At 57.4% G+C, this 24,518-nt stretch carries 24 protein-coding genes and 1 pseudogene; 15 read left to right on the top strand and 10 right to left on the bottom strand.

What is annotated here, in order from left to right; all coding sequences use genetic code 11:
* The first annotated feature begins 38 nt into the window (after window positions 1-38).
* The 4 genes from LPW13_RS04665 (at window position 39) to tdh (ending at window position 4,496) form a co-directional block, all read left to right on the top strand.
* Window positions 39-1,469, top strand: a complete 1,431-nt coding sequence (locus LPW13_RS04665; RefSeq protein ID WP_230438271.1) for an aldehyde dehydrogenase family protein — start codon at window positions 39-41, stop codon at window positions 1,467-1,469.
* Window positions 1,470-1,754: 285 nt separating this feature from the next.
* Window positions 1,755-1,970 carry a hypothetical protein gene (locus LPW13_RS04660; RefSeq protein WP_230438270.1) on the top strand — a complete coding sequence of 72 codons (216 nt, stop codon included), beginning with the start codon at window positions 1,755-1,757 and terminating at the stop codon, window positions 1,968-1,970.
* A 295-nt stretch (window positions 1,971-2,265) separates the two neighbouring features.
* Window positions 2,266-3,462, top strand: a complete 1,197-nt coding sequence (locus LPW13_RS04655; protein WP_230438269.1) for a glycine C-acetyltransferase — start codon at window positions 2,266-2,268, stop codon at window positions 3,460-3,462.
* A gap of 8 nt (window positions 3,463-3,470) precedes the next feature.
* A complete protein-coding gene (gene tdh, locus LPW13_RS04650) occupies window positions 3,471-4,496 on the top strand; it encodes an L-threonine 3-dehydrogenase (protein ID WP_230438268.1) in 1,026 nt (341 codons plus the stop codon).
* A gap of 88 nt (window positions 4,497-4,584) precedes the next feature.
* Here tdh and LPW13_RS04645 read toward each other — a convergent pair.
* A pseudogene (locus LPW13_RS04645) lies at window positions 4,585-5,433 on the bottom strand (phospholipase A).
* A 643-nt stretch (window positions 5,434-6,076) separates the two neighbouring features.
* On the opposite strand from LPW13_RS04645, the gene LPW13_RS04640 reads away from it, so the two are divergent.
* Window positions 6,077-6,967, top strand: coding sequence for a DUF2279 domain-containing protein (locus LPW13_RS04640; protein WP_230438267.1), 891 nt, complete (start codon window positions 6,077-6,079; stop codon window positions 6,965-6,967).
* A gap of 56 nt (window positions 6,968-7,023) precedes the next feature.
* Here the strand turns inward: LPW13_RS04640 and LPW13_RS04635 are convergent, their stop codons facing one another.
* The 3 genes from LPW13_RS04635 to LPW13_RS04625 form a co-directional block, all read right to left on the bottom strand.
* Complete coding sequence (locus LPW13_RS04635) at window positions 7,024-8,262, bottom strand: cation:proton antiporter (RefSeq protein WP_230438266.1); 1,239 nt, start codon at window positions 8,260-8,262, stop codon at window positions 7,024-7,026.
* An 18-nt stretch (window positions 8,263-8,280) separates the two neighbouring features.
* Window positions 8,281-9,825, bottom strand: coding sequence for an FMN-binding glutamate synthase family protein (locus LPW13_RS04630; protein ID WP_230438265.1), 1,545 nt, complete (start codon window positions 9,823-9,825; stop codon window positions 8,281-8,283).
* A gap of 757 nt (window positions 9,826-10,582) precedes the next feature.
* Complete coding sequence (locus LPW13_RS04625; RefSeq protein WP_230438264.1) at window positions 10,583-11,476, bottom strand: dihydrodipicolinate synthase family protein; 894 nt, start codon at window positions 11,474-11,476, stop codon at window positions 10,583-10,585.
* A gap of 107 nt (window positions 11,477-11,583) precedes the next feature.
* On the opposite strand from LPW13_RS04625, the gene ptsJ reads away from it, so the two are divergent.
* Window positions 11,584-12,888 carry a MocR-like B6 salvage transcription factor PtsJ gene (gene ptsJ / locus LPW13_RS04620; RefSeq protein WP_230438263.1) on the top strand — a complete coding sequence of 435 codons (1,305 nt, stop codon included), beginning with the start codon at window positions 11,584-11,586 and terminating at the stop codon, window positions 12,886-12,888.
* Between the two features lie 147 nt (window positions 12,889-13,035).
* On the top strand, window positions 13,036-14,124 hold the full coding sequence (locus LPW13_RS04615; protein WP_230438262.1) for a PA0069 family radical SAM protein: 1,089 nt from the start codon (window positions 13,036-13,038) through the stop codon (window positions 14,122-14,124).
* A gap of 37 nt (window positions 14,125-14,161) precedes the next feature.
* On the opposite strand, the gene arsH is transcribed toward LPW13_RS04615, so the two are convergent.
* The 4 genes from arsH to LPW13_RS04595 are packed head-to-tail and all read right to left on the bottom strand — an operon-like array spanning window position 14,162 to window position 16,721.
* Complete coding sequence (arsH, locus tag LPW13_RS04610) at window positions 14,162-14,878, bottom strand: arsenical resistance protein ArsH (RefSeq protein WP_377563534.1); 717 nt, start codon at window positions 14,876-14,878, stop codon at window positions 14,162-14,164.
* Window positions 14,879-14,880: 2 nt separating this feature from the next.
* Complete coding sequence (arsB, locus tag LPW13_RS04605; protein WP_230438261.1) at window positions 14,881-15,900, bottom strand: ACR3 family arsenite efflux transporter; 1,020 nt, start codon at window positions 15,898-15,900, stop codon at window positions 14,881-14,883.
* Window positions 15,901-15,936: 36 nt separating this feature from the next.
* Complete coding sequence (locus tag LPW13_RS04600; RefSeq protein ID WP_230438260.1) at window positions 15,937-16,410, bottom strand: arsenate reductase ArsC; 474 nt, start codon at window positions 16,408-16,410, stop codon at window positions 15,937-15,939.
* A gap of 35 nt (window positions 16,411-16,445) precedes the next feature.
* Window positions 16,446-16,721 carry a metalloregulator ArsR/SmtB family transcription factor gene (locus LPW13_RS04595; protein WP_230439147.1) on the bottom strand — a complete coding sequence of 92 codons (276 nt, stop codon included), beginning with the start codon at window positions 16,719-16,721 and terminating at the stop codon, window positions 16,446-16,448.
* Window positions 16,722-16,924: 203 nt separating this feature from the next.
* Between LPW13_RS04595 and LPW13_RS04590 the strand changes: the two genes are divergently transcribed.
* The gene (locus LPW13_RS04590) at window positions 16,925-17,251 is read left to right on the top strand and encodes a GIY-YIG nuclease family protein (RefSeq protein WP_230438259.1); all 327 of its coding nucleotides are present in this window, start codon (window positions 16,925-16,927) and stop codon (window positions 17,249-17,251) included.
* Window positions 17,252-17,280: 29 nt separating this feature from the next.
* Here LPW13_RS04590 and LPW13_RS04585 read toward each other — a convergent pair whose 3' ends face one another.
* A complete protein-coding gene (locus LPW13_RS04585; protein ID WP_230438258.1) occupies window positions 17,281-18,204 on the bottom strand; it encodes a LysR family transcriptional regulator in 924 nt (307 codons plus the stop codon).
* Window positions 18,205-18,346: 142 nt separating this feature from the next.
* Here LPW13_RS04585 and LPW13_RS04580 point away from each other — a divergent pair, with 142 nt between their 5' ends.
* Together LPW13_RS04580 and LPW13_RS04575 are read left to right on the top strand one after the other, a co-directional pair.
* On the top strand, window positions 18,347-19,108 hold the full coding sequence (locus LPW13_RS04580) for an SDR family NAD(P)-dependent oxidoreductase (RefSeq protein WP_230438257.1): 762 nt from the start codon (window positions 18,347-18,349) through the stop codon (window positions 19,106-19,108).
* A 74-nt stretch (window positions 19,109-19,182) separates the two neighbouring features.
* Entirely contained in the window at window positions 19,183-19,956 is a 774-nt protein-coding gene (locus LPW13_RS04575) for a TSUP family transporter (RefSeq protein WP_230438256.1), read from the top strand.
* A 28-nt stretch (window positions 19,957-19,984) separates the two neighbouring features.
* Here the strand turns inward: LPW13_RS04575 and LPW13_RS04570 are convergent, their stop codons facing one another.
* Window positions 19,985-20,680 (bottom strand): SDR family oxidoreductase, encoded by a 696-nt coding sequence (locus tag LPW13_RS04570; RefSeq protein WP_230438255.1) that lies wholly within the window; start codon window positions 20,678-20,680, stop codon window positions 19,985-19,987.
* A 55-nt stretch (window positions 20,681-20,735) separates the two neighbouring features.
* Between LPW13_RS04570 and LPW13_RS04565 the strand changes: the two genes are divergently transcribed.
* The 5 genes from LPW13_RS04565 (at window position 20,736) to LPW13_RS04545 (ending at window position 24,471) form a co-directional block, all read left to right on the top strand.
* Window positions 20,736-21,056 carry a DUF3301 domain-containing protein gene (locus tag LPW13_RS04565; RefSeq protein ID WP_230438254.1) on the top strand — a complete coding sequence of 107 codons (321 nt, stop codon included), beginning with the start codon at window positions 20,736-20,738 and terminating at the stop codon, window positions 21,054-21,056.
* Between the two features lie 17 nt (window positions 21,057-21,073).
* On the top strand, window positions 21,074-21,286 hold the full coding sequence (locus LPW13_RS04560; protein WP_230438253.1) for a DUF1653 domain-containing protein: 213 nt from the start codon (window positions 21,074-21,076) through the stop codon (window positions 21,284-21,286).
* 93 nt (window positions 21,287-21,379) lie between these two features.
* Window positions 21,380-22,447 carry a saccharopine dehydrogenase family protein gene (locus LPW13_RS04555; RefSeq protein WP_230438252.1) on the top strand — a complete coding sequence of 356 codons (1,068 nt, stop codon included), beginning with the start codon at window positions 21,380-21,382 and terminating at the stop codon, window positions 22,445-22,447.
* 261 nt (window positions 22,448-22,708) lie between these two features.
* Window positions 22,709-23,236, top strand: coding sequence for a phosphatase PAP2 family protein (locus LPW13_RS04550; protein WP_230438251.1), 528 nt, complete (start codon window positions 22,709-22,711; stop codon window positions 23,234-23,236).
* 95 nt (window positions 23,237-23,331) lie between these two features.
* Window positions 23,332-24,471, top strand: coding sequence for an MJ1255/VC2487 family glycosyltransferase (locus tag LPW13_RS04545; protein WP_230438250.1), 1,140 nt, complete (start codon window positions 23,332-23,334; stop codon window positions 24,469-24,471).
* Window positions 24,472-24,518 lie beyond the last annotated feature (47 nt).

The following is a 24,518-nucleotide window of genomic DNA, read 5'->3' as shown; positions in this document are numbered from 1 at the left end:
CAACGACCAATGAACACAACCATGCAATGGAAACAACCATGGATTTGAGCAAACTCCACACCCAAAAACTCTACATCAACGGCGAATGGCAAGGCTCAAAAGGCGGCGAGCTGCACCCGGTCATCAACCCCGCCACTGAAGAAACCCTGTGTGAAGTGGTACAGGGAACCGCGGCTGACGTAGACAACGCCGTCGCCGCCGCCCGGGCCGCTTTCAAAGATTGGGGTAAAAGCCGCGCGGCAAAACGCCAGGCACTGATGCACGCCATTGCCGATGGCATGGAAGCACGCAAGCAGGATCTGATTGAAGCCGTATCCCTGGCACTGGGCTGCCCCGCACATATTACCGAATGGCTGCATGTGGACGGCCCCATTTATGCCATGCGCTACTACGCCGACCGCGCCGAGCAGATGGAAAAGACCGAGAAAGCCGCACACTCGGTGGTACTGCGCGAGCCGGTGGGCGTCTGCGGTTTCATCACGCCCTGGAATTACCCGCTGCACCAGTTCGTCGGCAAGGTCGCCCCGGCGCTGGCCGCAGGCTGCACCATGATCCAGAAGCCCTCTGAAATCACGCCGCTGCAGGATTACGTGATGGCAGAAATTATTGACGCCGCCGGCTTGCCCGCCGGTGTATTCAACCTGGTACCGGGCCCCGGGCCGATCGTGGGTGCGGCGCTGTCTGCCCATGAGGATATCGACATGGTCTCCTTCACCGGCTCTACCCGCGCCGGTATCGAAGTCGCGAAAAATGCCGCTCCCACCGTCAAACGGGTCACTCAGGAGCTGGGCGGTAAATCTCCCTTCATCATCACCCCCGACGCAGACCTGGAAGCCGCAGTACGCTGGGGTTGCGAAGACGTATTCATCAATAGTGGCCAGACCTGCACCGCGCTGACCCGCATGCTGGTGCCCGCCGATCGCTACGAAGAAGCCGTCACCATCGCCAAACAGGTGGCCGAAGAAACCGCCATCGGCACCGGTGCCGATGATTTTATGGGTCCCCTCAGCTCCGCCCGCCAGCGCGACATCGTGCGCGGGTACATCAACAAGGGCATCGAAGAAGGTGCACGCCTGGTCACCGGCGGTGACGAGACCCCGGAAGCCTTCCCCAAAGGCTTTTACGTCAAACCCACAGTATTCGCCAACGTCACCAACGACATGACCATCGCCCGCGAAGAAATCTTCGGCCCCGTCACCTGCATGATCCCCTACAAAGACATGGACGAAGCCATCGCCATAGCCAACGACACCGAATACGGCCTCTCCAGTGGCGTCTGGGCCAAGGATACCGACAGCGCCATGCTCGTCGCCCGCCGCATCGAAGCCGGTCTCTGCTTCGTCAACGGTGGCGACTTCAATTACGAAGCCCCCTTTGGCGGTTACAAGCGTTCCGGCAACGGGCGCGAGTTCGGCGAAGCCGGCCTGGACGAGTTTATTGAACTGAAATCCATTCAGCTGCCCGAATAAAGTTCTGACGCGCCGCCGCCCCCGGCGGCGCGGTTGACTGCCCGTTCCTCCACCGTTATCTTTGCTCCCGACATCAAGAGAGTGGCTGACGCCAACGCCAACCTGCCTACCGGGGCAAGGTGGTCTCCCTTCATAGAACGTTCTTGGTAACGTCTACGCAGGGGATGGGGCTCTCGCTGGAACAATGACCCAGCGACGCAATCCAACCGGAACCCGATGTATTTGGCATTTGCCAGACACATCGCCTCTTCCGCCGTCAGCCCTCCAGTAATTTTTGGAGGGAACATGTCCGAACCAAAGCTATCCAGCACCGACGTTATCGAAATAGAAATCGCCCCCCAGCGCCGCCGAACGGCCGTGCGGGCGGTCAAACGCAATGATCGACAACTGTTGTGGCAATTGCTGTTCGACTCGACGGAAGAAGCGCTGGCCTTCGCCACCCATTGCCGAGCCAGCGACGCCCCGGTCACGGCCCATAAGGCCTGTGAATTGGTGGGATGACACTACACTAGGCACGATTGATCCCGGTTGTCTGGTGGATGCGCTTACGCTTATCCACCCTACTGTAAAGAATACCTGCGGAGTCTCTGCGAAGGTGCCGCTATCGGGTATGGCTTTGTGAGACCGTCTGCGGCCAGGACGGCCGCAGCCGAGCCCCCATGGATGGGTTGAGGGGGGGCGCCTAGCTCGTGTCTCACAAAGCCATACCCGGTAGTGGCACCGCCACAACGGCCATTAAGATTCGCCAATAGACAGCCCCTTTGCCAAAAGCACTACAGGAGCCAATAACAACGTCATGTCCAAGCCCGAGCAATTTTTCCAGCACCTGCGCGACGAACTGAAACAGATTGAGGCCGACGGCCTCTACAAGCGCGAGCGCATCATCACCTCCCAGCAGAGCGCCGAGATCGAAGTCAACAACGATCAGGTACTGAACTTCTGCGCCAACAACTACCTCGGGCTCGCCAACCACCCCGACCTCATCAAAGCCGCCAAAGACGGCCTCGACCAATACGGCTTCGGCATGGCCTCCGTGCGCTTTATCTGCGGCACCCAGGACATCCACAAAGCACTGGAATCCCGCCTGTCAGAATTTCTGCAGACCGAAGACACCATACTTTACACCTCCTGTTTCGACGCCAACGGCGGCCTGTTCGAAACCTTGTTAGGCCCGGACGATGCGATCATCTCCGACGCCCTCAACCACGCCTCCATCATCGACGGCGTGCGCCTGTGTAAAGCCAAGCGCTTCCGCTACGCCAACAACGACCTCGCCGACCTGGAAAAGCAACTCAAGGCCGCCGACGCCGCCGGCGCAAAAACCAAACTCATCGCCACCGACGGCGTCTTTTCCATGGACGGCGTCATCGCCGACCTGCGCGGCATCTGCGACCTCGCCGACAAATACAACGCCCTGGTGATGGTGGACGACTCCCACGCCGTCGGCTTCCTCGGCCAACACGGTCGCGGTACCCACGAATACTGCGGCGTGATCGACCGCATCGACATCATTACCGGTACCCTCGGCAAAGCCCTGGGCGGCGCCTCCGGCGGTTTCACCTCCGGACGTAAGGAAATCATCGACCTGCTGCGCCAGCGCTCGCGCCCGTATCTGTTCTCCAATTCCGTAGCTCCGGCCATCGTCACCGCCTCATTGAAAGTGCTCGACATGCTGGTAGCCGGCGGCGAACTGCGCCAACAACTGGAAGAGAACTCGGCCTATTTCCGCGAGCGGATGCGTGAAGCGGGTTTCACCCTCGCCGGCGCCGACCACGCCATCATTCCGGTAATGATCGGCGATGCCGCCCTGGCCCAGAAAATGGCCGACAAGATGTTGGAAAGAGGCATCTACGTCATCGGCTTCTTCTATCCGGTGGTGCCCAAAGGGCAGGCCCGCATCCGCACCCAGATGTCTGCCGCGCACACCCGCGAGCAACTGGACCGCTGTATCGACGCGTTTATTGAAGTCGGCAAAGAACTCGAGATTATCTAAGCAGTTTTATGAAAGCACTATCCAAACTCAAATCCGAACCCGGCATCTGGATGACCGATGTCGAGGTACCGGAACCGGGTCACAACGACCTGCTGATCAAGATCCGCAAGACGGCGATTTGCGGTACCGATATGCATATCTACAACTGGGACGAGTGGTCGCAGAAGACCATTCCGGTACCCATGGTTGTGGGCCACGAATACGTGGGCGAAGTGGTCGGCATGGGCCAGGAAGTGGCCGGCTTCAAACTCGGCGACCGCGTTTCCGGCGAAGGCCACATCACCTGCGGCCACTGCCGCAACTGTCGCGCCGGCATCCGCCATCTATGCCGCAACACCTACGGTGTGGGTGTCGATCGTCAGGGCGCATTTGCAGAGTACCTGGTGATTCCGGCACTCAACGCATTCAAGATCCCGGACAATATTTCCGACGAGCTCGCATCCATCTTTGATCCATTCGGCAATGCTGTACACACCGCTCTGTCCTTCGACCTGGTGGGCGAAGATGTACTGATCACCGGTGCCGGCCCCATCGGCATCATGGCCGCAGCAGTGGCCCGCCACGTGGGCGCACGTCACGTGGTAATTACGGATATCAACGAATACCGCCTTGAGCTGGCGCAGAAGATGGGCGCCACCCGAACCGTCAACGTGAGCAAAGAGAAGCTCTCGGATGTGATGGCAGACATCGGCATGACCGAGGGCTTCGATGTGGGCATGGAGATGTCCGGTGTTGGCGTGGCCTTCCGGGATATGCTCTCTGCCATGAATCACGGCGGCAAGATTGCCATGCTGGGGATCCCCCCGGGTGAGATGGCCATTGACTGGAGCCAGGTGATTTTCAAGGGGCTGGTATTGAAAGGTATCTACGGGCGCGAGATGTTCGAGACCTGGTACAAGATGGCCAGCCTGATTCAGTCCGGCCTCGATCTGACACCGATGATTACGCACGAATTTCCGGTGGATGAATTCCAGAAAGGATTCGATACCATGGGTTCCGGAGAGTCGGGCAAAGTTATCCTTAACTGGCAGTAACACTCACCGGCAGAGTATACCGCACCCGCCCCCTGGTCCTCATTCATCCCCATTAGCAGCCCCGCAAGACGCGGGCTGCTTTTCACCGTCAGAAAAAGCCCGGCGCCAACTCAAACCCGACCCCCAGAGTCCGCACACGGACCGAATAATCAATAAGGCTTTCACCGTAACCATCAAAATAGTTTACGACGCCTCGCACCCGGTTGGAGATGGGAAACTTCCAGCTCAACTCCACCGCGCCGTAGTTCTCCGAACTCAGATTGTTGCGTAACTTTACCGATGAAGTGTAATCGCCCGAGCGATACCCGCCGGTTATTTCAAAGTTGCCAAAGTGTGCATCCAGGTCGGGCCCTCTGCCCGCACTGGAATCTGGGGACAGGCGGTACCAGGGCTTAAGACCAACAAAATAGCCGCCATTTTCAAAGGTGAGATCCACAAATACGCGATTCCAGCCTCGCGAATACGCGCCAACGCGACCATTTTACTGGTGGCTGATCCCGACTTGTGAGACAACATTTCGGAAACCCAATACATGCCAATCACTCGCCCAGGTTGTCAACAACTCCACTTCGTGATTGATTTCCCTGATCGGTGCGGATCGAGCGTACGCCTGCCAGAAACCTCGACTGGTATAGGCAAAACTGAGAAACGAATCATCCCCCAGAAAGCCACTCCAGACAGGCACTTGGAGCGACAGCTGAAACTGCATCTCCACCGGATCAACCTCTTGCATCCCGTACCGGTTTTCCGCCACCGAACGCTCTTCAGACAAATCCCGATATGCTATCGGCAACACATAGTTTGCTCTATGAGAAACGAGAGAAAACGGATTATCTACCGCCTCGCGGACAGCCTCGACTCGATCACTACCAGAAGGCTTCGAATCTGGATAGACGAATGGTGCTTTGCCTTTCTGGGCTTCCGATACCTCGTCCATCAACGGACCTTCATCCACCTGCGCAACATCAGGCCCAATACCTGACAAGCCAGAGGCATCACCGGTATAAGAGGCATCACCGGTATAAGAGGCATCACCGGTCCCAGAGGCATCCCCCGTATCAGAGACTTCACCCGAACCAGATTCCAGAATCGCGGATCCTTCCGCCATTGCCTGCGACACCAGCGCGGCGCTCAACACAGCCAACACAACAATCTGCAACTTCGTAACAGCAGATTTCCGCCACACACAGGACATGTTTCTTACTCCCTGAACATTTCTGCTGAACTAGCTTAGTTCGGGGAACACACACCTGCCTAGTGACTGATCAAATAGACGAAACGGATTTATCGGGTAGCGGATCCCGTTCGCGTAAAGGGACACCGCCTTGTATTGACTTAACTGAATCGTCGCCAGATTCAGTGTGTCACTACAGCGGCCGCCCAACTAACCACAGCGCGGACCTGCCGCCCTGCCCAGGTACCACTCACACGGTCCGCCGCACTAAACATCCGCATTGCCCATTTGCACTTTAATGCACCGTCCTGTAATTTCTGGATCAGATAGAAATGACCAACTAGCGCGATCCATTTTTAACACAGCCACCCCCCCTATTGAGTTTCCCTGAAACAGGATTCGATGCATGCAATTTTTTGTATTCCTGCGCCGTTACTTGCCCGCACTATTGTTTCTGTGGCCATATGCAACTTTTGGCGAATCCATCAATTGGGAAGGAGCCAAGAAATCATTATTTGATGCCAAGTACGAAATCGGTGCGGTGACCGGAGGAATTACATATCTTGGCGTGAAAGAGTGGAACTGGGGAAGTGCATCATTCAAGTTTAATGAGGAAGGTTGGTTCGGTATGGATACCGGCAGTGGCGGTATGGACAAGCTCGGCCACATGTATTCCTCCTATCTCATCGCTGAGGCAATCGGTAACGGCCTGTCCAAGGAAAATGACGCTGATTTTGCCGCCACGTACAGCGCCCTCTGGGCCAGCAGCCTAATGCTCTACGTGGAAATTTTCGACGGCTACTCTGAGGATCACGGCTTCTCCTACGAAGACGTGATATTTAACTCGACCGGGATTGCATTCTCCTACCTGAGAACCCGCAATCCCCAACTCAAGGAGCTGCTCGATTATCGCCTGGACTATCGCCCCTCCAAAGGCATGAAAGGCTTCCACCCGGTAACTGATTACAGCGGTATGCGGTACCTATTGGCCCTGAAAGCAGCTGGCATACCAGGATTGCGTAATACTCCACTCAAATACCTGGAGCTGAACCTGGGGTATATGGCGCGAGGGTTCAAAGCGACCGATGCACCGTTTTTTCCAGAGCGAAGCTCCGAAGTCTTTGTAGGTCTCAGCTTCAATCTGGATGAACTTTTATTCAAACCATACTCGGAAAGTTTGGGAAGCTTCGGGAAGTATGCGTCCACCGTATCGCACTACTATCAACCCCGCGGGAGCTATATCAAAACAACACTGGATAAACGGAATCACTGTGTAAGCGCAGCTTGCGCGCGATAGTTAAAACCAACATCAGCCTTTTTCTTTTTGTCTTACCCAACTCTCCGCACGGACCACTAGCGGTCCATGCCCACCAGGCGGGTACTTGTCATGCCCTGTACCAACAACGAAAATAAAACTACGCCGAACACCATCGACTGTATCGTCCACCAATAGGGCAGTTCAGTCGGCAGAGAAAGTACCAGCGCCACCGCAATCACGCCGCGCAGGCCGCCCCAGCTCAGAATCAAACGCCAATTCTTTGGCACTGGTGGGCCCACGAATCGGGCCAATGGCGATACCAGAAATACCGCCAGTCCGCGCGCGCCGATGGCCGCTACAATTCCGATCAGCATGGCCAGCCATTGATCAGAGATCATCTCCCAATTGATCACCAGCCCCATGATCACAAAGATCAACGCCGTAAACAGCAAACTCAACCATTCCAGCGTTGGCTCCGCATGAGTCAGGTAAGTTTCCCGCTGCTCACGCAGGCAGGCGCGGGCCACCATTGCACAGATCATTACCGCGATAATGCCCGATACCCCGACCACGTGTTCGGCGAGATAGAAACTGCCAAAGGCCGCCAGTACCAAAACCATCAGCGCAGCGCCCGCCGCCCCCAGAAACAGGATCACAATGGCCGTCACCAGCCCACAGATCCCGCCCACAGCCAGACCACCGAGAAATATCACCGCAAAATACAGCGCGTATTCCGCTGCACTGGAAACAACTTCTTCCGTCGCCACAGCCCCTTCCATGACACTGTGCGTGGCAATACTCAGGGTAAAAGTAAACAGAACGATAGCCACCGCGTCGTTGAACAGGCTTTCTCCTTCCACCAACGTCAGTAATTCCTCGTTCGCATCACTCTGGCGCAACCGTGTGACCACGGATATGGGATCCGTTGCAGCGAGAATAGCGGCCGTGATCAGTGCGGCAATCCAGGGAAACCCGGACGGGTGGTGGATGCCGTAATACACCAGCACCGCGGTAATCAGCGCACAAATCGCTACGCCGACCGTAGCAAACAGCAGAATGGGCCCCAACCAGCGAAACAGGATATCCGGATCGATTTTCCAGGCGGATTCAAAAATCAGCACCGGCAAGATGACAAAGAACACCAGCTGATGCAGATTCTCCGCTCTCAGGCCGGTGTCATAATCCAGCACGGGTAAAAGCCCACCGGCAAGCACCCCCGCAATCAGGCAGCCGAGGGTATTATCGCGCTTCAGAATACGGGCAATGCCAAGGCCAATGACTGCCGCCACGGCCATGTACAAGCCCTGCCCCACCAGTGTGGTTACACCTTCCATAGGCATCCCCCCGCTAAATCAGTCGTGTCCACGATCAGAGGCAATGACCGATTCAGGCTTCACCGCCCGCACCAGTTCTGGCAGCGGTACCGGTTGCCCGCGCTCGTTGATCACCTCCACATGGGAGCGTCGAAGCCCCCGTGGCTCCGACACGCCGCAGGAGTGCGCGATGGTGCCTACCTCGTATTCCATATTGCGGGCGTAGTTGTAAACCCGCTCGGACTTGTCCATGGGATCCAGCCCCTGCTGTAGGTCGGGGTTATGGGTGGTGACACCGGTGGGGCAGGTATTTCTGTTGCACTGCATGGCCTGGATACAGCCCAGGGCAAACATGAAGCCGCGGCCGCAGTTGATAAAATCCGCGCCCATGGCCAGGGCCCAGGCCACCATAGATGGGGTAAGCAGTTTTCCCGCGCAGATGACCTTGACCCGCTCCCGCAGGCCGTATTCTTGCAGCAGATCCACCACCAGCGGCAGGCTGCGATTCAACGGCAGTCCCATATAGTCCATCAGGCTCTGGGGCGCGGCACCACTGCCGCCATCGGCACTGTCGATGGTGATGAAATCCGGCGCGGATTCCTCGCCGCGCTCAAGAATGGCTTTGCACAATGCATGCAGCCAATCACTATTGCCCACCACACATTTGAATCCGGTGGGTTTGCCGGTAACGTCGCGGATATGGTTGATCATATCCAGCAACCCCTCCACATCCTTGAATTCCGGGTGGCCGTTGGGGCTGATGGAATCCATGCCGGCAGGAATGCCGCGCACATGGGCTATCTCCGGCGTCACCTTGACGCCGGGCAGAATGCCTCCTTTACCGGGCTTTGCCCCCTGAGAAAGCTTGAGTTCAAACATTTTAACCGGCTCGTGCGCCGCAACTTCTCGTAACTTTTCATCGGAGAGATTGCCTTCCGCATCCCGCACACCGTACTTGGCAGTGCCGATCTGGAACACGATATCGCAACCACCGGACAGGTGATGGGAGGACAGGCCACCCTCGCCGGTATTGAGCCAGATACCCGCCTTGGCGGCGCCCTTTGACAGGGCCGTCACTGCCGGCACCGACAGTGCGCCAAAACTCATCCCGGATATATTGAAGAAGGCGCCAGTGGTGTAGGGCTTGCGGGCCACCCCTTCCCCTACCGTCACCTCACGGGCAGGCACCGCATCTTTCGCCAGAGTGGGAAAAGGATGGTTCAGAAATATGATGTCGCCCGGCTGATTCAACGGCCGGGTGGAGCCGAACGCCAGGGTGGAATCCACGTTTTTCGCCGCGCGATACACCCAGCTGCGCTGGGCGCGATTGAACGGCATCTCCTCGCGGTCCAGTGAAAAAAAATACTGACGGAAGAACTCCCCCAGGTGCTCAAACTGGTAGCGGAATCGTCCCAGCACCGGGAAGTTACGCCGAATGGCCTGCTTGGTCTGACTGATGTCAGACAGGTACATATACACCACATACAGCACCAGCAAAACCAGTGCGAAGGCGAACAGCATCGCGAATACTTGCAGTACCTGCAGGGCAAATGCATGAATTGCCGACAGGGCGTCCAGATCCATTCCCACCTTTCCTTGTGATTGTTGGCTTAGCAGTCATTGTATGTGCTCCGCTGCGGTATTGCACAGCCGCCGCCGGCGCCATGAACTGTACATTCATACAGCCAATTATGTACAGGCTATCTCCGTGGTGAACGAAGCCCCCAATTCTCCCCTGCAAAAACACAGAAGATGTATCTAGTGGCACACTGAATTTGGCCACCAGCACTGCGACAGCCACGACACTAATATCGTGCTCCTTGACCGGGGGGGCGTACGATTTGTACGCCGAGTGACGTCACAAAAATTCGGCGTATCCAGATTAAGTGGTTGATTTATGAATTCAAAGTCGGGACACAGACTAAACCCACACCTGAATTTTGGTTGAAGTCGCCAAACTTCTAGCGCAAATCGGCGGTTTGGAAGCGATTACTCTGATCCGGATTTTATCGTCTTCGCGAAGTCTTACTTTAGGTACCAACAGGCGCATACTCAGCGCTCCTCTGCATACCTATGCCGCTCCAGATCGTTCGATGAACCACTCAGTAAACGACAGCCCCACGGCACAGCCAATCAGACCAATCCCAACCATCAGCGGGATGCGAACATCCCATCCTGTCATTGCGCCACCGTCAGCTGTGCGCGCCAATGCTGCGGCCATGACATAGTGAATCAGGCCCGACCTCCCGGTCGAATTCCAGCGCCCCGTTTCCATGGAAGCAACAGCTCTCCATTCCAATGGCTCACATCTCCGATAACAGGCCCGGTGCGATGTGGCCCATCAGGCCAGCTCAAGCTCGTCAAGTAGCACGGCGAGCTGTTGCCTGCCGGTTCCGTCCAATGCCTTGAGCGGCAGCGGCAAGCAGGGATGTTCTACCACCCCTTGCAACTCCGCCGCGGCCGCGACGACACGCAGGCTGCCCCCGTGTTGGTCGAACAGTGCCCACAGAGGTTGCAGCCGTTCGGAAAGGCGCGTGGCCGCCTTCATATCACCGGCCTGTGCGGCGCGGGTGATGGCCAGCGCAGTTTTGGGGAACAGGCCGCCGATTACCGAATACCAGGCTTCGCATCCGGAATTCAAGCCCATTGCGGCGGAGGCGTCCCCGCTGACGCCGAGTGTCACGTGCGATGGGATCAGGGCGCGTAGGCTCTCAATATGCGCTTTGGCCGCTGCGGGGTTTGCCGGAACGCCTGGGATCTTAATGGAACGCACGTTCGGTAGCTGAGCAATCCGGCCATATAGTTCGGAGCTGAACTCAAAATGCGTCGTGCCAGGGTTGTCGTACACGCACAGCGGCACGGATAGAGAGCGGGTCACGGTTTCGTAGAGGCCGAAGACTTCATCGGCGGACAGCTGCTGGTACGACATCGGAGCCAAGAGCACCGCGCTCGCCCCAGCTTTCTGGGCATCGTCTGACAGGGCCTGCACATCGCTCGTGCGCAAGGCACCGATGCCGGCTATCACCGGCACGTTGCCGGCATGTTCCACCGCCAGTTTTACGACGCGGGCACGTTCGGCTCGCGAGAGATAGGCATAGCTGCCCGTCGACCCCAGGGCGCCGATGGAATCGACGCTGGCATCAGCCAGGCGCTCGATAAGGCGGACGAATGCTGCTTCGTCAATGCCGCTCTCATTCATGGGAGTCAAGGGAAATGCGCTGAGGCCGGAAAACATGATTGATTGTCCTCGTGTCAATGGCAGTGAAGAGGCCACCATTTTTCTTCATCTGAGCATAGGGTAACATCGTCTTATGTTTTTATATATATTGTCATAGGACAAAAATGAAGATAGCAGGAAAGACCGCTCAGGAGATATCCAACTGTATCCGCGCGCTGGTGCAGAATGGCAACCTGCAGCCCGGTGATTCACTGCCGCCCGTGCGAGCGTTGGCGGAAACGCTCAACGTGAACCGCAATACGGTCGCGGCGGCATACAAGCGTTTGGCCAAAGCAGGTATTGCCGTCACCCGTGGACGCTTGGGCACCACCATCTGCGCGCCGCCCCGGGCAGGTGAGCAGGAGGGATTGAGTTTCGGAACAGCATTGATCGATCTCGCCCACGGCAACCCTAATCGGCAGTGGCTGCCCGAGCCACAGTCGTTACTCGCCGGCGGCCTGCCCAGGCCGTTTCTGTATGGGGAGGACACCATCCTTCCTGAGTTGCGCCAGCTGGGACGTAGCTGGTTCAACCTGGATTGTCCGTCCGATCACGAGTTGGAGTTAACAAATGGCGCCGTGGACGCAATCGAGCGCCTGGCGGTTGCACACTTGGTGCCCGGCGACCAAGTGGCCGTGGAAGATCCTTGCTTCCTGGGTACTATCAATGCCCTACGTTTGGCCGGTATGCAGGCAGTAGGTATTGCAATTGACGACGAGGGAATGTGTCCCGAGGCATTAAAAAGGGCTTTGGACAAGGGCGTGCGGGCAGTGCTGATCACGCCCCGTGCTCACAATCCGACGGGGTGCAGCATGTCCAAGCTTCGCGCGAATACATTGAAGGAAATTCTCGCGGCACATCCGAATGTGCTGATCATAGTCGATGACCACTTTGCCCTGCTGGCTGAGACGCCGTATCACTCAATCATCCCCGCCACAACGGCTCGCTGGGCTCTGGTACGCTCTGTTTCCAAAGGTTTAGGTCCAGACCTACGCCTTGCCTTCGTGGCCTGCGATCCGGCAACTGCGGCCCGGCTGCGAACCCGACTGGCACCAGGTATGACGTGGGTCAGTCATATTCTTCAGGCGCTCGTTGGCACCTGCTTGTCCTCAGAGGATGTTCGCAAGCGACTCGACAAGGCGCGCAGCGAGTACGCGCGCCGACGTGAAGAATTATGCAACGCGCTGCAGGCCAAAGGAATTGAAGTGTCACCTTCCACAGGAGGTTTTAATGTATGGGTGCCGCTGCCCAAGGACGCGAAAGATGTGGCCTACGATCTCGCCAAAAAAGGCTGGCTGGTTCGGCTGGGAAGCGCTTTTGAGGTGCAAGACTCGATTCAAGCAATCCGGGTCACAGTATCCGAGCTTCAGGACGGTCAGGCACAACGCTTTGCTGAGGATCTGGGATCGAGCCTCGCGCATTCGCCATAACGCCAGAAGAACAGCACCTGTCCGCCCAACCACTCCGTGATTGTTGGTTTCGCAGTCATTGCATGTGCTCCGCTGCGATATTGCATAGCCGCCGACGGCGCCATAAACTGTACATTAATACAGTACACTTATGCACAGGCTATCTCCGTGGCGAACGAAGACCCCAACTCTCCCCCGCAAAGACACAAGGGCCGCGGTGCCGTCAGCAACCTCGCCGGCCGCTTTGTGGATCAGGTGAGCACCCGGGAGAGCGATGGCTGGCTGACGGAGATGGAGCCTCTCGAGCGCATTCCCACGATCGCCATCGAGGAAAAAGCGAAGTCCATCATCGCCAGCAACAACTCTCCGGATCTACCCTTCAGCCAGTCGATCAACCCTTACCGAGGCTGTGAGCATGGTTGTACCTATTGCTATGCCCGCCCCGCCCACGCTTATATGGACCTGTCCCCCGGGCTCGATTTCGAGACCCGGCTGTTCTACAAGCCCAATGCGGCGGAATTACTGGAGCAGGCGTTACGCAAGAAGAGCTATCAGTGCAGCCCTATCGCGCTGGGCACCAACACCGACCCCTATCAACCGCTGGAAAAAGACAAGCGGATCACCCGGCAGATTCTGGAAACCCTGCAGCGATATCAGCACCCGATCACCATCGTCACCAAGAGTCAGCTGATTTTACGCGACCTGCCGATTCTGCAGGAGATGGCAGAAGACAATCTGGCCCACGTGGCCATCAGTGTGACCACGCTGGATAACGACCTGAAACGCCGCCTGGAGCCCCGCACTGCTGGCCCCGCGGCGCGGCTGCGCACCATTGAGGCCCTGAGCAGCGCGGGCATTCCCACGGCGGTAATGGCTGCACCAGTGATTCCGGCACTGAATGACAGTGAGCTGGAAGGCATTTTGAGTGCTGCCAGCAATGCCGGCGCAATTCACGCAGCCTACATTTTGCTACGCCTGCCATTCGAAGTGGCGCCGCTGTTTCGACAGTGGCTGAGGGAACACTACCCGCAACGGGCAGAGCATGTGATGAGTATCGTGCAGCAAAGCCGCGACGGTAAGGACTACCAGAGCGGCTTTGGAGAAAGGCAACGCGGTACCGGTGTATTTGCCCAGTTGCTGCAGCAACGCTTTCGCGTGCACTGCCGCAAACTGGGCCTGAACCAGCGCAAGCTGGATCTGGATTGCGCGCGGTTTACCCTGCCACCCCGGGCCGGGGATCAGCAGAGCCTGTTTTAAAGGCTTGCATCAAAGGTTTGAATCAGGAAGCGTTCATTCACATCGAACGCTGATCAATCCGCTTGCGAAACGCCTCCGCGCTTTCCTTGCGCTCGGAGTAACGATCCACCAGATAGTCTTTACGATCCCGCAATAGCAATGTGAACTTCACCAGCTCTTCCATCACATCCACCACACGATCATACAGCGACGAAGGTTTCAGACGGTCGTTGTCGTCGAACTCCAGCCAGGCTTTGGGAATGGACGACTGATTGGGGATAGTGAACATCCGCATCCAACGGCCCAGTACCCGCATCTGATTCACCGCGTTGAACGACTGCGAACCACCGCTGACTTCCATCACGGCCAATGTCTTGCCCTGAGTGGGACGAACGCCCTGCAGAGCCAGCGGAATCCAGTCGATCTGCGCTTTCATGATAGCGGTCATGGCACCGTGACGCTCCGGACTACACCACACCATACCCTCACACCACTGCGCCAGTTCGCGCAACTCCTGCACCTTCGGATGCTGGTCATCGGCGTCGTCCGGCAACGGAAGACCGGACGGATTGAAGGTACGGGTTTCCGCACCGAAAAACTCCAGGATACGGGCAGCCTCTTCAGTGGCCAGACGGCTGAACGAGCGCTGTCTCACTGATCCGTACAACAGCAGGATTTTAGGACGCGTCTGCACACGCTCACCACCAAACAGTTTTTCACCATCAATCGGCTGCAGGCTTTCTACATCGATATTTGGCATATCTTCCAGAGACATCATTACTCCTCAAAATAGTGACGGGTGCGATTGGCAAAGGCCACCAGACTCAACATCACCGGCACTTCCACCAATACGCCGACCACCGTCGCCAATGCGGCGCCGGAGTTGAGACCGAACAGTGAAATGGCCACCGCCACTGCCAGTTCAAAGAAATTGGATGTGGCAATCATACAGCCCGGTGCAGCGATATTGTGCGGCAGCTTCATCGCCCGTGCCGCCCCATAGGACACGGCAAAAATACCGTAGGTCTGGATCAGTAGCGGAATCGCAATCAGCACAATGGCCAGCGGATTACCAAGAATGGTCTCCGCCTGAAACCCGAACAGCAGCACCACCGTAGCCAGCAAACCACCAATGGAAATCGGTTTCACCGTTTCCAGAAAATGGTTCAGTCGGGAATGATCGTTGCGTGAATCCAGCGCACGTCGCGTAAGGACACCGGCAATCAGGGGAATCAACACATACAGCACTACAGACAGCAGCAACGTATCCCAGGGCACGGTGACATCACTCACCCCCAGTAGAAATGCGGCAATGGGGGCAAACGCGAAGATCATGATCACATCGTTCACCGAGACCTGCACCAGGGTGTAGTTGGCATCACCGCGGGTCAGCTGACTCCAGACAAATACCATGGCAGTACAGGGCGCAACACCCAGCAGGATCATGCCGGCGATATATTCTGTGGCTGTTTGTGGATCTACCAAGTCGGCAAAAATCACCCGGAAAAACAGCCAACCCAGCGCCGCCATGGTGAACGGCTTGATCAGCCAGTTCATCACCAGGGTCAGCATCAGCCCCTTGGGTTTTTTGCCGATATCGCGGATGGAGGTGAAATCCACCTGCACCATCATCGGGTAGATCATCAGCCAGATAAAAATGGCCACTGGAATATTGACGTGCGCCACTTCCAGCGAGGCGAACCATTGGAACAGCCCCGGAAAAACAACACCGAGGGTCACACCGGCGACAATACAAAGCCCTACCCACACGGACAGGAAACGCTCAAAAAAACCCACTCTTATTGCACCTCTTTTATTTATTGCGCCTTTTGTTTATTGCACCGCGGCGATTTTTTCCAGCTCCGCCCGCAATTGCTCAGGGGAAAGACTGCCCAAATCCAACGACAACAAGCCTTCCACCCGGCGCTCGATGGTGTCCATCACCCGATAGAACGCGGCTTCGATTTCTTCTTCACTGCCTTCCAGTTTCGATGGGTCCGGCAGCCCCCAGTGCACCTTGAGCGACTCACCGAGCCAAATCGGGCAACTTTCATTGGCCGCGCTGTCACAGACCGTCACCACCACATCCAGCGGCTCCGTTTCAAATACATCCCAGGATTGGCTCTTCAGGCCGGCGGTATCAATGCCCCGCTCCTGCAGGTAACGGATCGACAGTGGATGTACTTCACCACTGGGCTGGCTGCCGGCGCTGAAAGCCTGAATACGCCCTCCTCCAATATCATTGGTAATGGCTTCACTCAGGATGCTACGGCAGCGATTGTGGGTGCAGATATAAAGAATGTTCATGGTGTACTTTTTCCCTTTTATATTCAGCCGTATTTTCAGCAACAGACCGGGCGATCAGGCATGGCCTTCAGGTTGCTTCGCAACTGTTTCAAACGCGCCGGATCGGCGTCTGTAGATGCATTCAGGACGGCACTTGCCCAATCGGGCAGATCTGGATGAAGGGCGTAGTACACCCATTGGCCGCGGCGGTTATCCTGCAGCAGACCGCAGTTGCGCAACTGCGCCAGGTGCCGGGAAATTTTCGGCTGGGATTCCTCCATGGCGGCCACCAACTCACATACACAGAGCTCCCCTTCGGCCTGCATCAGCATTACCAGCTGCAGGCGGGTTTCATCGGCCAGGCACTTGAACAATTGAACTGGGGTAACCAAGAGATCTCCAGGTGGCTTCACATTGACCAGTAATTAGTCCTGCACATTATATATGGATATCCATATATGTAAATCTACAGATACAGATAGGCAAGCCAGACCAACTGGTACAATGTCGAGCGCACATGAACTTGAGGTGAAAAGTGTCCTGCTGGTTTGTCTATCTGATCCGCACCAATAGCGGCGCCCTGTATACCGGGATCACACGGGATGTGGAGCGCCGCTTTGCCGAGCACAGCAGCGGCGGCCCCAGGGCCGCCAAGGCCTTGCGCGGTCGCGGACCATTGACGCTGGAATTCCAGCAGGCTGTAGGCAGTCATTCCACGGCGTTGAGACTGGAGCTATTGATAAAGAAATGGCCCAAGGCACGTAAAGAAGCACTCATCGAAGGCAGGCTCACCCTGCCCCGTGACAATCAGGAGACAGCGACCGTAAAACAGGCGATAAACCAGACCTTGCCCCAGGAATAAGCCATCGCGGTTTTTTGCGCCGCTACCGCTTACTCCACAGTCGCCGACATCAACCGGGGCGCCATGATTTCTGCGAGCCACAACATAAATACCCGCACCCGCCTGGGTAAGTGACGGCGATTTGCATAGATCAGAGAAACCGGCATCGGTGCCGGGCGGTATTCAGGCAGCACCTCTTCCAGCTCGCCGGACGCCAGCAGATGTCGCACTCCCGGTTCCGGCACCTGGATAATACCCAAGCCCGCAAGACAGGCCTGCTGGTAGGCCGCTGTATTGTTGACGGTCATCACCCCCTGCATCGCAATGGACTTTTCCGATCCCGGCTCTGCGGGATCCACATATTCAAACCCCGCTGGTTTGGCACCCATGACGTGCACATAGTGCACCATTCGGTGTCGCGATAGATCCTCCAGACTGCGGGGCCGGCCGTACTCCGCCAAGTAATCGGCACTGGCACAGCTTACGGTCCGGTAACACCCCAGCGTTCTGGCGATCAGGCTGGAGTCCTCCAACTCACCCACCCGCAACACACAGTCAAACCCTTCGCGCACTACATCGACAAAGCGATCCGTACTCGACAACTCGATTTCCAGCCCCGGATGCCGACGCAGAAACTCCGGCAATAGCGGCATCACCAGGTCCCGGGCGATGGGCTGCGGCATATCCACCCGCAGCCGCCCGTGAAGATTCGCACTATCCTCCCGAAACAGGTTTTGCAGCTCGTCCATGTCTGCCAGCAGATCGCGTCCGCGCTCGTAAAACACCTGTCCGTCCTGGGTCATGCGCACACTGCGGGTGGTGCGGTGCAACAGGCGCGTGCCCAGATGTTGCTCCAGCTGCTGCACTAACGCCGACACACTCGCACGAGATACGCCCAGGCTCTCTGCAGCAGCGGTAAAACTGCCGAGCTCGGCCACGCGAAAAAAGCCCTCCATGGATTCCAATAATTTCATACTTAGAACCTATTGTTCAGGATTACCGAACAGTCTAAACAGAAATACCCAGTTTATCTAATGAATAACAACCAATAAGCTGGAACAGGATCGAGAATGATCCAAACCCGGAAATCACGCCAATCGACATGAGAGGTTACCCATGGCAGAACAGAAAATTGCACTAATCACCGGCGGCAGCCGCGGGCTGGGCCGCAACACCGCCCTACACCTGGCAGACAGGGGCGTTGATGTGGTCCTCACCTACCACAGCCGTGCGGAGGACGCGGAAGCCGTAGTGAACGAGATTGAACAGCGCGGTGCCCGCGCTGCCGCCCTGCAACTGGATACGGGCAATACCGCGGCTTTCGCCGACTTCGCCGCGCAATTGGGCGAGCTGTTGCAGACCAGATGGAACCGCAACCACTTCGATTTTCTGGTCAATAACGCCGGTATTGGCATCAATGCGCCGATTGTGGACACCAGCGAAGAACAGTTTGATCAGCTGATGAACATTCACTTCAAAGGCGTTTTTTTCCTGACCCAGAAGCTGCTGCCGCTGATTGCCGACGGTGGTCGTATCGTCAATCTTTCCAGCGGCCTGGCCCGTTTCTCACTGCCGGGATACGGCGCTTACGCCGCAATGAAAGGCGCCGTGGAGGTGCTGTCGCGCTACCTGGCAAAAGAACTGGGCCCGCGCGGGATCGCCGTCAACACCGTGGCGCCGGGCGCAATAGAGACGGACTTCAATAGTGGCGCGGTGCGCGACAACAAAGCGCTGAATGACGGTATTGCGGCACAAACTGCACTGGGTCGCGTGGGCCTGCCGGATGATATCGGTGGCGCCATCGCATCACTGTTGTCTGACGACAACCGTTGGATCAATGCACAACGTATCGAGGTCTCTGGGGGTATGTTCATCTAAAAATTTGTGCTTGGCGGTCGCGCCGTTGTGAAGGCAAAATGGCCGCCCCTTTACCGCCGCCGGAGTTGTATCAAATGGACCTGACGTTAACGCTGTTGTTGATTTTATTTGCAGTAGCCATGCTGGCAGGTTGGGTAGATACACTCGCCGGTGGCGGAGGGCTGCTGACGGTGCCGGCGTTGCTGCTCGCCGGTCTGCCGCCGGTCAGCGCGTTGGCTACCAACAAAAGTCAGGCCATACTCGGGACCTTCACCGCCACGGCCACACTGTTTTCCAAGGGACATTTGCGCGAGCGCACCTTGATCCTGCCGGTGGTGACCGCCGGAATCGGCGCGGGGATCGGCGCCTGGCTGATTCAGCGGGTGGATACCAGCTGGCTCAACTGGGTGATTCCGCTGTTGCTATTGGGTGTAGCACTGTATGTGTGGCTGACCCCCAACATGGGCAGCAGCGAACGCGAGGGAAAAATGACTGAAAAGCAGTGGGCGCTCACCAGTGTACCCGTGGTCGGTTTTTATGACGGCGCTTTCGGCCCCGGCACCGGCACCTTTTTTGCGGCGTCCGGTGTGGCGTTTCGCGGGCAGACACTGCTGACTGCCACTATTCGCGCCAAACTGTTCAATCTCACCACCAATGTGGTTTCCCTGGCCCTGTTTGCCGCCGGCGGCAAGGTAATCTGGGTCATTGGCGGCACCATGATGGTCGGCCAGATGCTGGGGGCGTTTATCGGCAGCCATACCATGCTGGCGGGCGGCACCCGCCTGATACGCCCACTGGTGATCACCATGTGTATCCTGATGTCACTGAGCCAGATTGCCCAGCATCTGGGGCTGGTGCAGATCCCATAAGGTATTCACCCGCCCACGAGGCTTTCCCTTACCAGGGAATTTCACTGCCGTCGTAATTGTAAAAGTGGCCGCTGTGCTCGGGTCCGGCTTCCAGCAACCGTTTTTTCAGCCCGGCCACACTTTCCTCGGCGGAAATCAGCGCGTTGGGCCCGCCCATGTGTGTTTTCACCCAGCCTGGATGCAGCGCCAGCACGGCAATGCCCTGATCTGCCAGATCCACGGACAGGCTTTTGACCACCTGATTCACGGCGGTTTTGGAACTGCGGTAGATGTAGCCTCCACCGGAGCTGTTGTCATTGATGCTGCCCACCTTGCTGCTGAGCACACCGATCACCCGATTTTCTCCCGCGGCGACATTGTCGAGAAACGTTTCCACCAGTTTGTAGGGGGCGATGGTGTTGACCTCCAGCACCTGACGCCACGCCTCCAGGTCCACACTCCCCAACGTCACACCTTTGGGACCGTAATAGCCGGCACCGCTGAGCAGGATATCCAGTGGCCTCTCCCCGAGCTCCTCCTTGAGCGCTGCCATCTGCTCGTAATCGGTCACATCCAGCGCGTGGATCTCGATATTGTCCCACTGATCCGCCAGCTCACTCAGCTCCCAGGCGGCCGACGGATTGCGGCAGGTGGCGATCACCAGCCAGCCATCGGCGCTGAACTGGCGGGTGAGCTCAAGACCGATGCCGCGGTTGCAGCCGGTAATCAGAATGGTTCCGGGCATAGTTTTTCCTCCAGTGTTATTCTTGCGCGTTCGAAGAATATCAAGTGTAGCGGCTATGTATTACTCAATGACCGACCTGATCTGGCTGTTTCTACTGGCGGTGGTCGGCTATTACCTCTGGTCCGGTATGGCGGCCAAAGACCGCGTGCGCAGGATCGTCAAGGCCCACTGTGCCGAGACCGGCGTCCAACTGCTGGACGACACCGTGATGCTCGTGCGCACACGGATCAAGCGCGATACCCGCGGCCAGGTGCGCCTGCTGCGCCAATACGAGTTCGAATTTACCTCCACCGGCGAGCGCCGCTACAGTGGCATCGCGGTACTGCACGGCCAGAAGGTCCGTCAAATTCAGCTCTCCCCCTACCACCTCGCCTGAGAATACCGGAACCCACCATGCAGAAAGGCATATATCGCCACTACAAAGGCAACCTCTACCACCTGATGGAAATTGCTACCCACAGTGAAACCGGGGAGCAACTGGCCATTTATCGCGCGCTGTATGATGAATTCGGCGTGTGGGCCCGCCCGCTGACGATGTTTGCGGAAACCGTTGAAAAAGACGGCCAGACAATCCCCCGCTTTGCCCTGGAAAAGCCGCTGGACTGAACCCGCCACACGCTGAGCAACGGCGATCACCTACGACCGATCAACCACAAGCGATCAACCACAAAAGCAACAACAACTGACAAAAGGTTATCTGTGAACAACCAACAGATTATGATTTACGGCGCCTATGGCTATACCGGCGAACTGATCGCCCGCCAGGCCGTTGCCCAGGGCCTGAAGCCCATCCTTTCCGGCCGCAGTGCCGCCAAGTTGCAGCCTCTGGCCAACGAACTGGATTTGCCTGCGATTGCGGTCAGCCTCGACGACGAAGACGCCCTGGCGCGTACACTGCGGGATGTGGCGGTGGTGATTCACTGCGCCGGCCCGTTTTCAGCCACCGCCGAGCCCATGATGCGCGCTTGCATCGCCAGCGGTACTCATTACCAGGACATCACCGGTGAAATGCAGGTATACCAGACCGCCCACGATCTGGATGCAGAAGCCAAAGCCGCCAACGTGGTGCTGTGCCCCGGCACCGGCTTTGACGTGATTCCCACCGACTGCCTGGCCGCCGCGCTACACAAGCAGATGACCAGCGCCACCCATCTCACCCTTGGTTTTGACTCCGATTCCGGCCTCAGCCCCGGTACCGCCAAAACCTCCATCGAAAGCCTGGGCGTCGGTGGCGCGGTGCGTCGCAATGGCAAGATCGAGATTATTCCCCACGGCGAGCTGACCCGTGAGATCAACTTCGGCCGCGGCGAGAAGTTTGCCGTTTCCATTCCCTGGGGCGACGTCGCCACCGCCTATTACTCCACCGAGATCCCCAACATCGAGGTGTACATCCCCATGAGCCCGCGACGAGCGAAAAAAATGCAGCGGCTGAACAAGTTCCGCTGGTTGCTGCGCATGAACTGGGTACAGAACTGGCTCAAGGGCAAGGCGGAACAGAAAGTCAAAGGACCCAGCGAAAACCAGCGCTCGGAACAGCAGACCTGGGTCTGGGGCGAAGTGCGCAATGATCGTCGTGGCGAACGCCGGGTTGGCCGGGTAGTGACATCCAACGGTTACGACGTGACCGTTCACGGTTCCTTGGCGGTGATGCAGCACCTGCGGAAATACGACGGTCCCGGGGGCTACTACACACCCTCCAAACTGTGCGGGCCCGAGCTGGTGGAGCAGCTGCCGGGTTCAGGCAAGATCAAGATCGGGATTGACTGAATCGAAGCTCACCATGCCTGACGCGAAGGTGCCGATACCGGGTGCAACTTTGTGAGACCTTCAAAAACAGGGATGTTTTTGCAGAGCCCCCATGGGCCGAAGGCGCCGCGCTGAAGCGGCCGGACTGGGTCCACGGCGTGTCTCACAAAGTTGCACCCGGTAGCGGTGCCGCCACTTGGCCTGTCAGAGCACCGAGTAGATTTCACAGTTCTGACATAATTCATTCAAGTCTCCGCAACAATAGCTTCGTACTTTTACCCCATGCGAAGCTTACCCATTACCTTGAAAACGGTGGATGTGTCTCTGGTGCTGCGAATGGCAGAACGGGCGACGCGACCGGCCTCCCGCAGAAACTATCTGCTGCTGTCCCGATCCGCCGATGGCTGGCTCTACCTGATGTCACCGTTACTGGTGGCCATGGTCAACGCCGCAGCCGCCATGCAGTTCCTGTTTACCTGCGGTGCTGCCTTCGCCATTGAACGCTCCCTCTACTGGACGATCAAAAACACCACCAAGCGCAACCGCCCCCCCGAGGCCATTCCCGGTCTTCGCTCCATCATCATCGCCAACGATCGTTTCAGCCTGCCCTCGGGCCATACCTCCGGCGCCTTCCTGTTTGTCACCATGTTGACACAATGTCTCAATCCGCTGTGGGCGGTTGGATATTTCTGGGCTGCGGGCGTTGGCACCTCTCGTGTAGGTCTGGGCGTGCACTTCCCCACCGATGTCTGTGCAGGTGCTTTACTTGGCACCAGTGTCGGACTCGCAGTGAGCGGTGCCCTGCTGTAACTCTCAAGTGAACCCCGACCCTCAAATGAAACAAAAGCGTCACAAAATTCGGGGCATTCGCCCGCACACACAAGCATGCATTACGGAGTAAACGATTGAAAATTCTCTACGGTGTACAGGGAACCGGTAACGGTCATATTTCCCGCGCGCGGGCCATGGCGGAAGCCTTTCAGCAATTTCCCGAACTGGAAGTCCAGTGGCTCTTCTCCGGCCGCCCGCCGGAGAAGCTGTTCAGCATGGAAATCTTCGGAGACTTCTGGTGGCGCGAAGGCCTCACCTTTGTGCACCGGGAAGGCAAAATCGATCAGTTCGCCACCATGCGTCAACTGAACCTCGGCAAGCTCCTGAAAGACATCCGCGAACTGCCGGTGGATGATTACGACCTGATCATCAGCGACTTCGAGCCGGTCACCGCCTGGGCCGCCAGAAAGCGCAAACGACCGAGCCTCGGGCTGGGGCACCAGTATGCGTTCAATTACTCGATCCCCATGCCCGCCTTCGGCTGGAAAGCGCGCGCGATCATGAAGGCCTTTGCCCCGGTACAGATGAGTCTGGGCATGCACTGGCACCACTTCGGTTACCCGATTTTACCGCCCATTGCCCAGGCCCACACCGGGCCGACCACCACGCAAACCAGTGACACGGAAGCGTTTGTCCTGGTTTATCTGCCATTCGAGAACCATGCACCGCTGCTCAGGGAGCTTGGCCAGCTATCGCAAAACTTTGTTGTTTACGGCCTGCCCACCGATATGGACGCCGCAGACAATATCACCCTGAAAGCCCCCAGCGTGGAAGGTTTCCGTAGTGATGTAGCAAATTCCCGCGCGGTAATCTGCAACAGCGGCTTTGAGCTGATCGCGGAAACCCTCACCCTCGGCAAGCCAATTCTGACCCGCCCGCTGAAAGGCCAGTTTGAACAGGAAGCCAACGCCCTCGCCCTGCAGGAACTGCAACTGGCGAAGGTCGTGGATGCGATCAATACCAAAAGTATTGGCGAGTGGCTGGCCAGTATTCCACGCGGCGTACGGATTGACTGGCCGGATGTCGCCGCGGGTATCGTCCAATGGGTCGCCCAGGGACGCAAAGAGTCCCCGGCGGAGCTCTCCAGATCCCTGTGGGATCGGGTCGCTCCGGCAGCTGCGTACCACCCACAGAAGCCCGAGCAGGTCGATCCCCCCGAGTCCCGGGATGAAGACACCAGAGACAATCGCGGCAGTGCAGCGGCGGAGCCCTGAGATCGCCCACAGAGATTTGGTCGTTAGCCATTACCTGATATGTCATT

The sequence above is a fragment of the Microbulbifer celer genome, from assembly GCF_020991125.1.
Lineage (GTDB): Bacteria > Pseudomonadota > Gammaproteobacteria > Pseudomonadales > Cellvibrionaceae > Microbulbifer > Microbulbifer celer.
The sequence above is the reverse complement of the archived record's forward strand: the minus strand, read 5'-3'. Positions and strand labels throughout refer to the sequence as shown.

Excerpts from the sequence above, each read along its gene's own strand:
- LPW13_RS04665 (WP_230438271.1), top strand. The coding sequence starts at position 39 with ATGGATTTGAGCAAACTCCACACCCAAAAACTCTACATCAACGGCGAA.
- LPW13_RS04660 (WP_230438270.1), top strand. The coding sequence starts at position 1,755 with ATGTCCGAACCAAAGCTATCCAGCACCGACGTTATCGAAATAGAAATC.
- LPW13_RS04655 (WP_230438269.1), top strand. The coding sequence starts at position 2,266 with ATGTCCAAGCCCGAGCAATTTTTCCAGCACCTGCGCGACGAACTGAAA.
- tdh (WP_230438268.1), top strand. The coding sequence starts at position 3,471 with ATGAAAGCACTATCCAAACTCAAATCCGAACCCGGCATCTGGATGACC.
- LPW13_RS04640 (WP_230438267.1), top strand. The coding sequence starts at position 6,077 with ATGCAATTTTTTGTATTCCTGCGCCGTTACTTGCCCGCACTATTGTTT.
- LPW13_RS04635 (WP_230438266.1), bottom strand. The coding sequence starts at position 8,262 with ATGGAAGGTGTAACCACACTGGTGGGGCAGGGCTTGTACATGGCCGTG.
- LPW13_RS04630 (WP_230438265.1), bottom strand. The coding sequence starts at position 9,825 with ATGGATCTGGACGCCCTGTCGGCAATTCATGCATTTGCCCTGCAGGTA.
- LPW13_RS04625 (WP_230438264.1), bottom strand. The coding sequence starts at position 11,476 with ATGTTTTCCGGCCTCAGCGCATTTCCCTTGACTCCCATGAATGAGAGC.
- ptsJ (WP_230438263.1), top strand. The coding sequence starts at position 11,584 with ATGAAGATAGCAGGAAAGACCGCTCAGGAGATATCCAACTGTATCCGC.
- arsH (WP_377563534.1), bottom strand. The coding sequence starts at position 14,878 with ATGTCTCTGGAAGATATGCCAAATATCGATGTAGAAAGCCTGCAGCCG.
- LPW13_RS04600 (WP_230438260.1), bottom strand. The coding sequence starts at position 16,410 with ATGAACATTCTTTATATCTGCACCCACAATCGCTGCCGTAGCATCCTG.
- LPW13_RS04595 (WP_230439147.1), bottom strand. The coding sequence starts at position 16,721 with ATGCTGATGCAGGCCGAAGGGGAGCTCTGTGTATGTGAGTTGGTGGCC.
- LPW13_RS04585 (WP_230438258.1), bottom strand. The coding sequence starts at position 18,204 with ATGAAATTATTGGAATCCATGGAGGGCTTTTTTCGCGTGGCCGAGCTC.
- LPW13_RS04580 (WP_230438257.1), top strand. The coding sequence starts at position 18,347 with ATGGCAGAACAGAAAATTGCACTAATCACCGGCGGCAGCCGCGGGCTG.
- LPW13_RS04575 (WP_230438256.1), top strand. The coding sequence starts at position 19,183 with ATGGACCTGACGTTAACGCTGTTGTTGATTTTATTTGCAGTAGCCATG.
- LPW13_RS04570 (WP_230438255.1), bottom strand. The coding sequence starts at position 20,680 with ATGCCCGGAACCATTCTGATTACCGGCTGCAACCGCGGCATCGGTCTT.
- LPW13_RS04565 (WP_230438254.1), top strand. The coding sequence starts at position 20,736 with ATGTATTACTCAATGACCGACCTGATCTGGCTGTTTCTACTGGCGGTG.
- LPW13_RS04560 (WP_230438253.1), top strand. The coding sequence starts at position 21,074 with ATGCAGAAAGGCATATATCGCCACTACAAAGGCAACCTCTACCACCTG.
- LPW13_RS04550 (WP_230438251.1), top strand. The coding sequence starts at position 22,709 with ATGCGAAGCTTACCCATTACCTTGAAAACGGTGGATGTGTCTCTGGTG.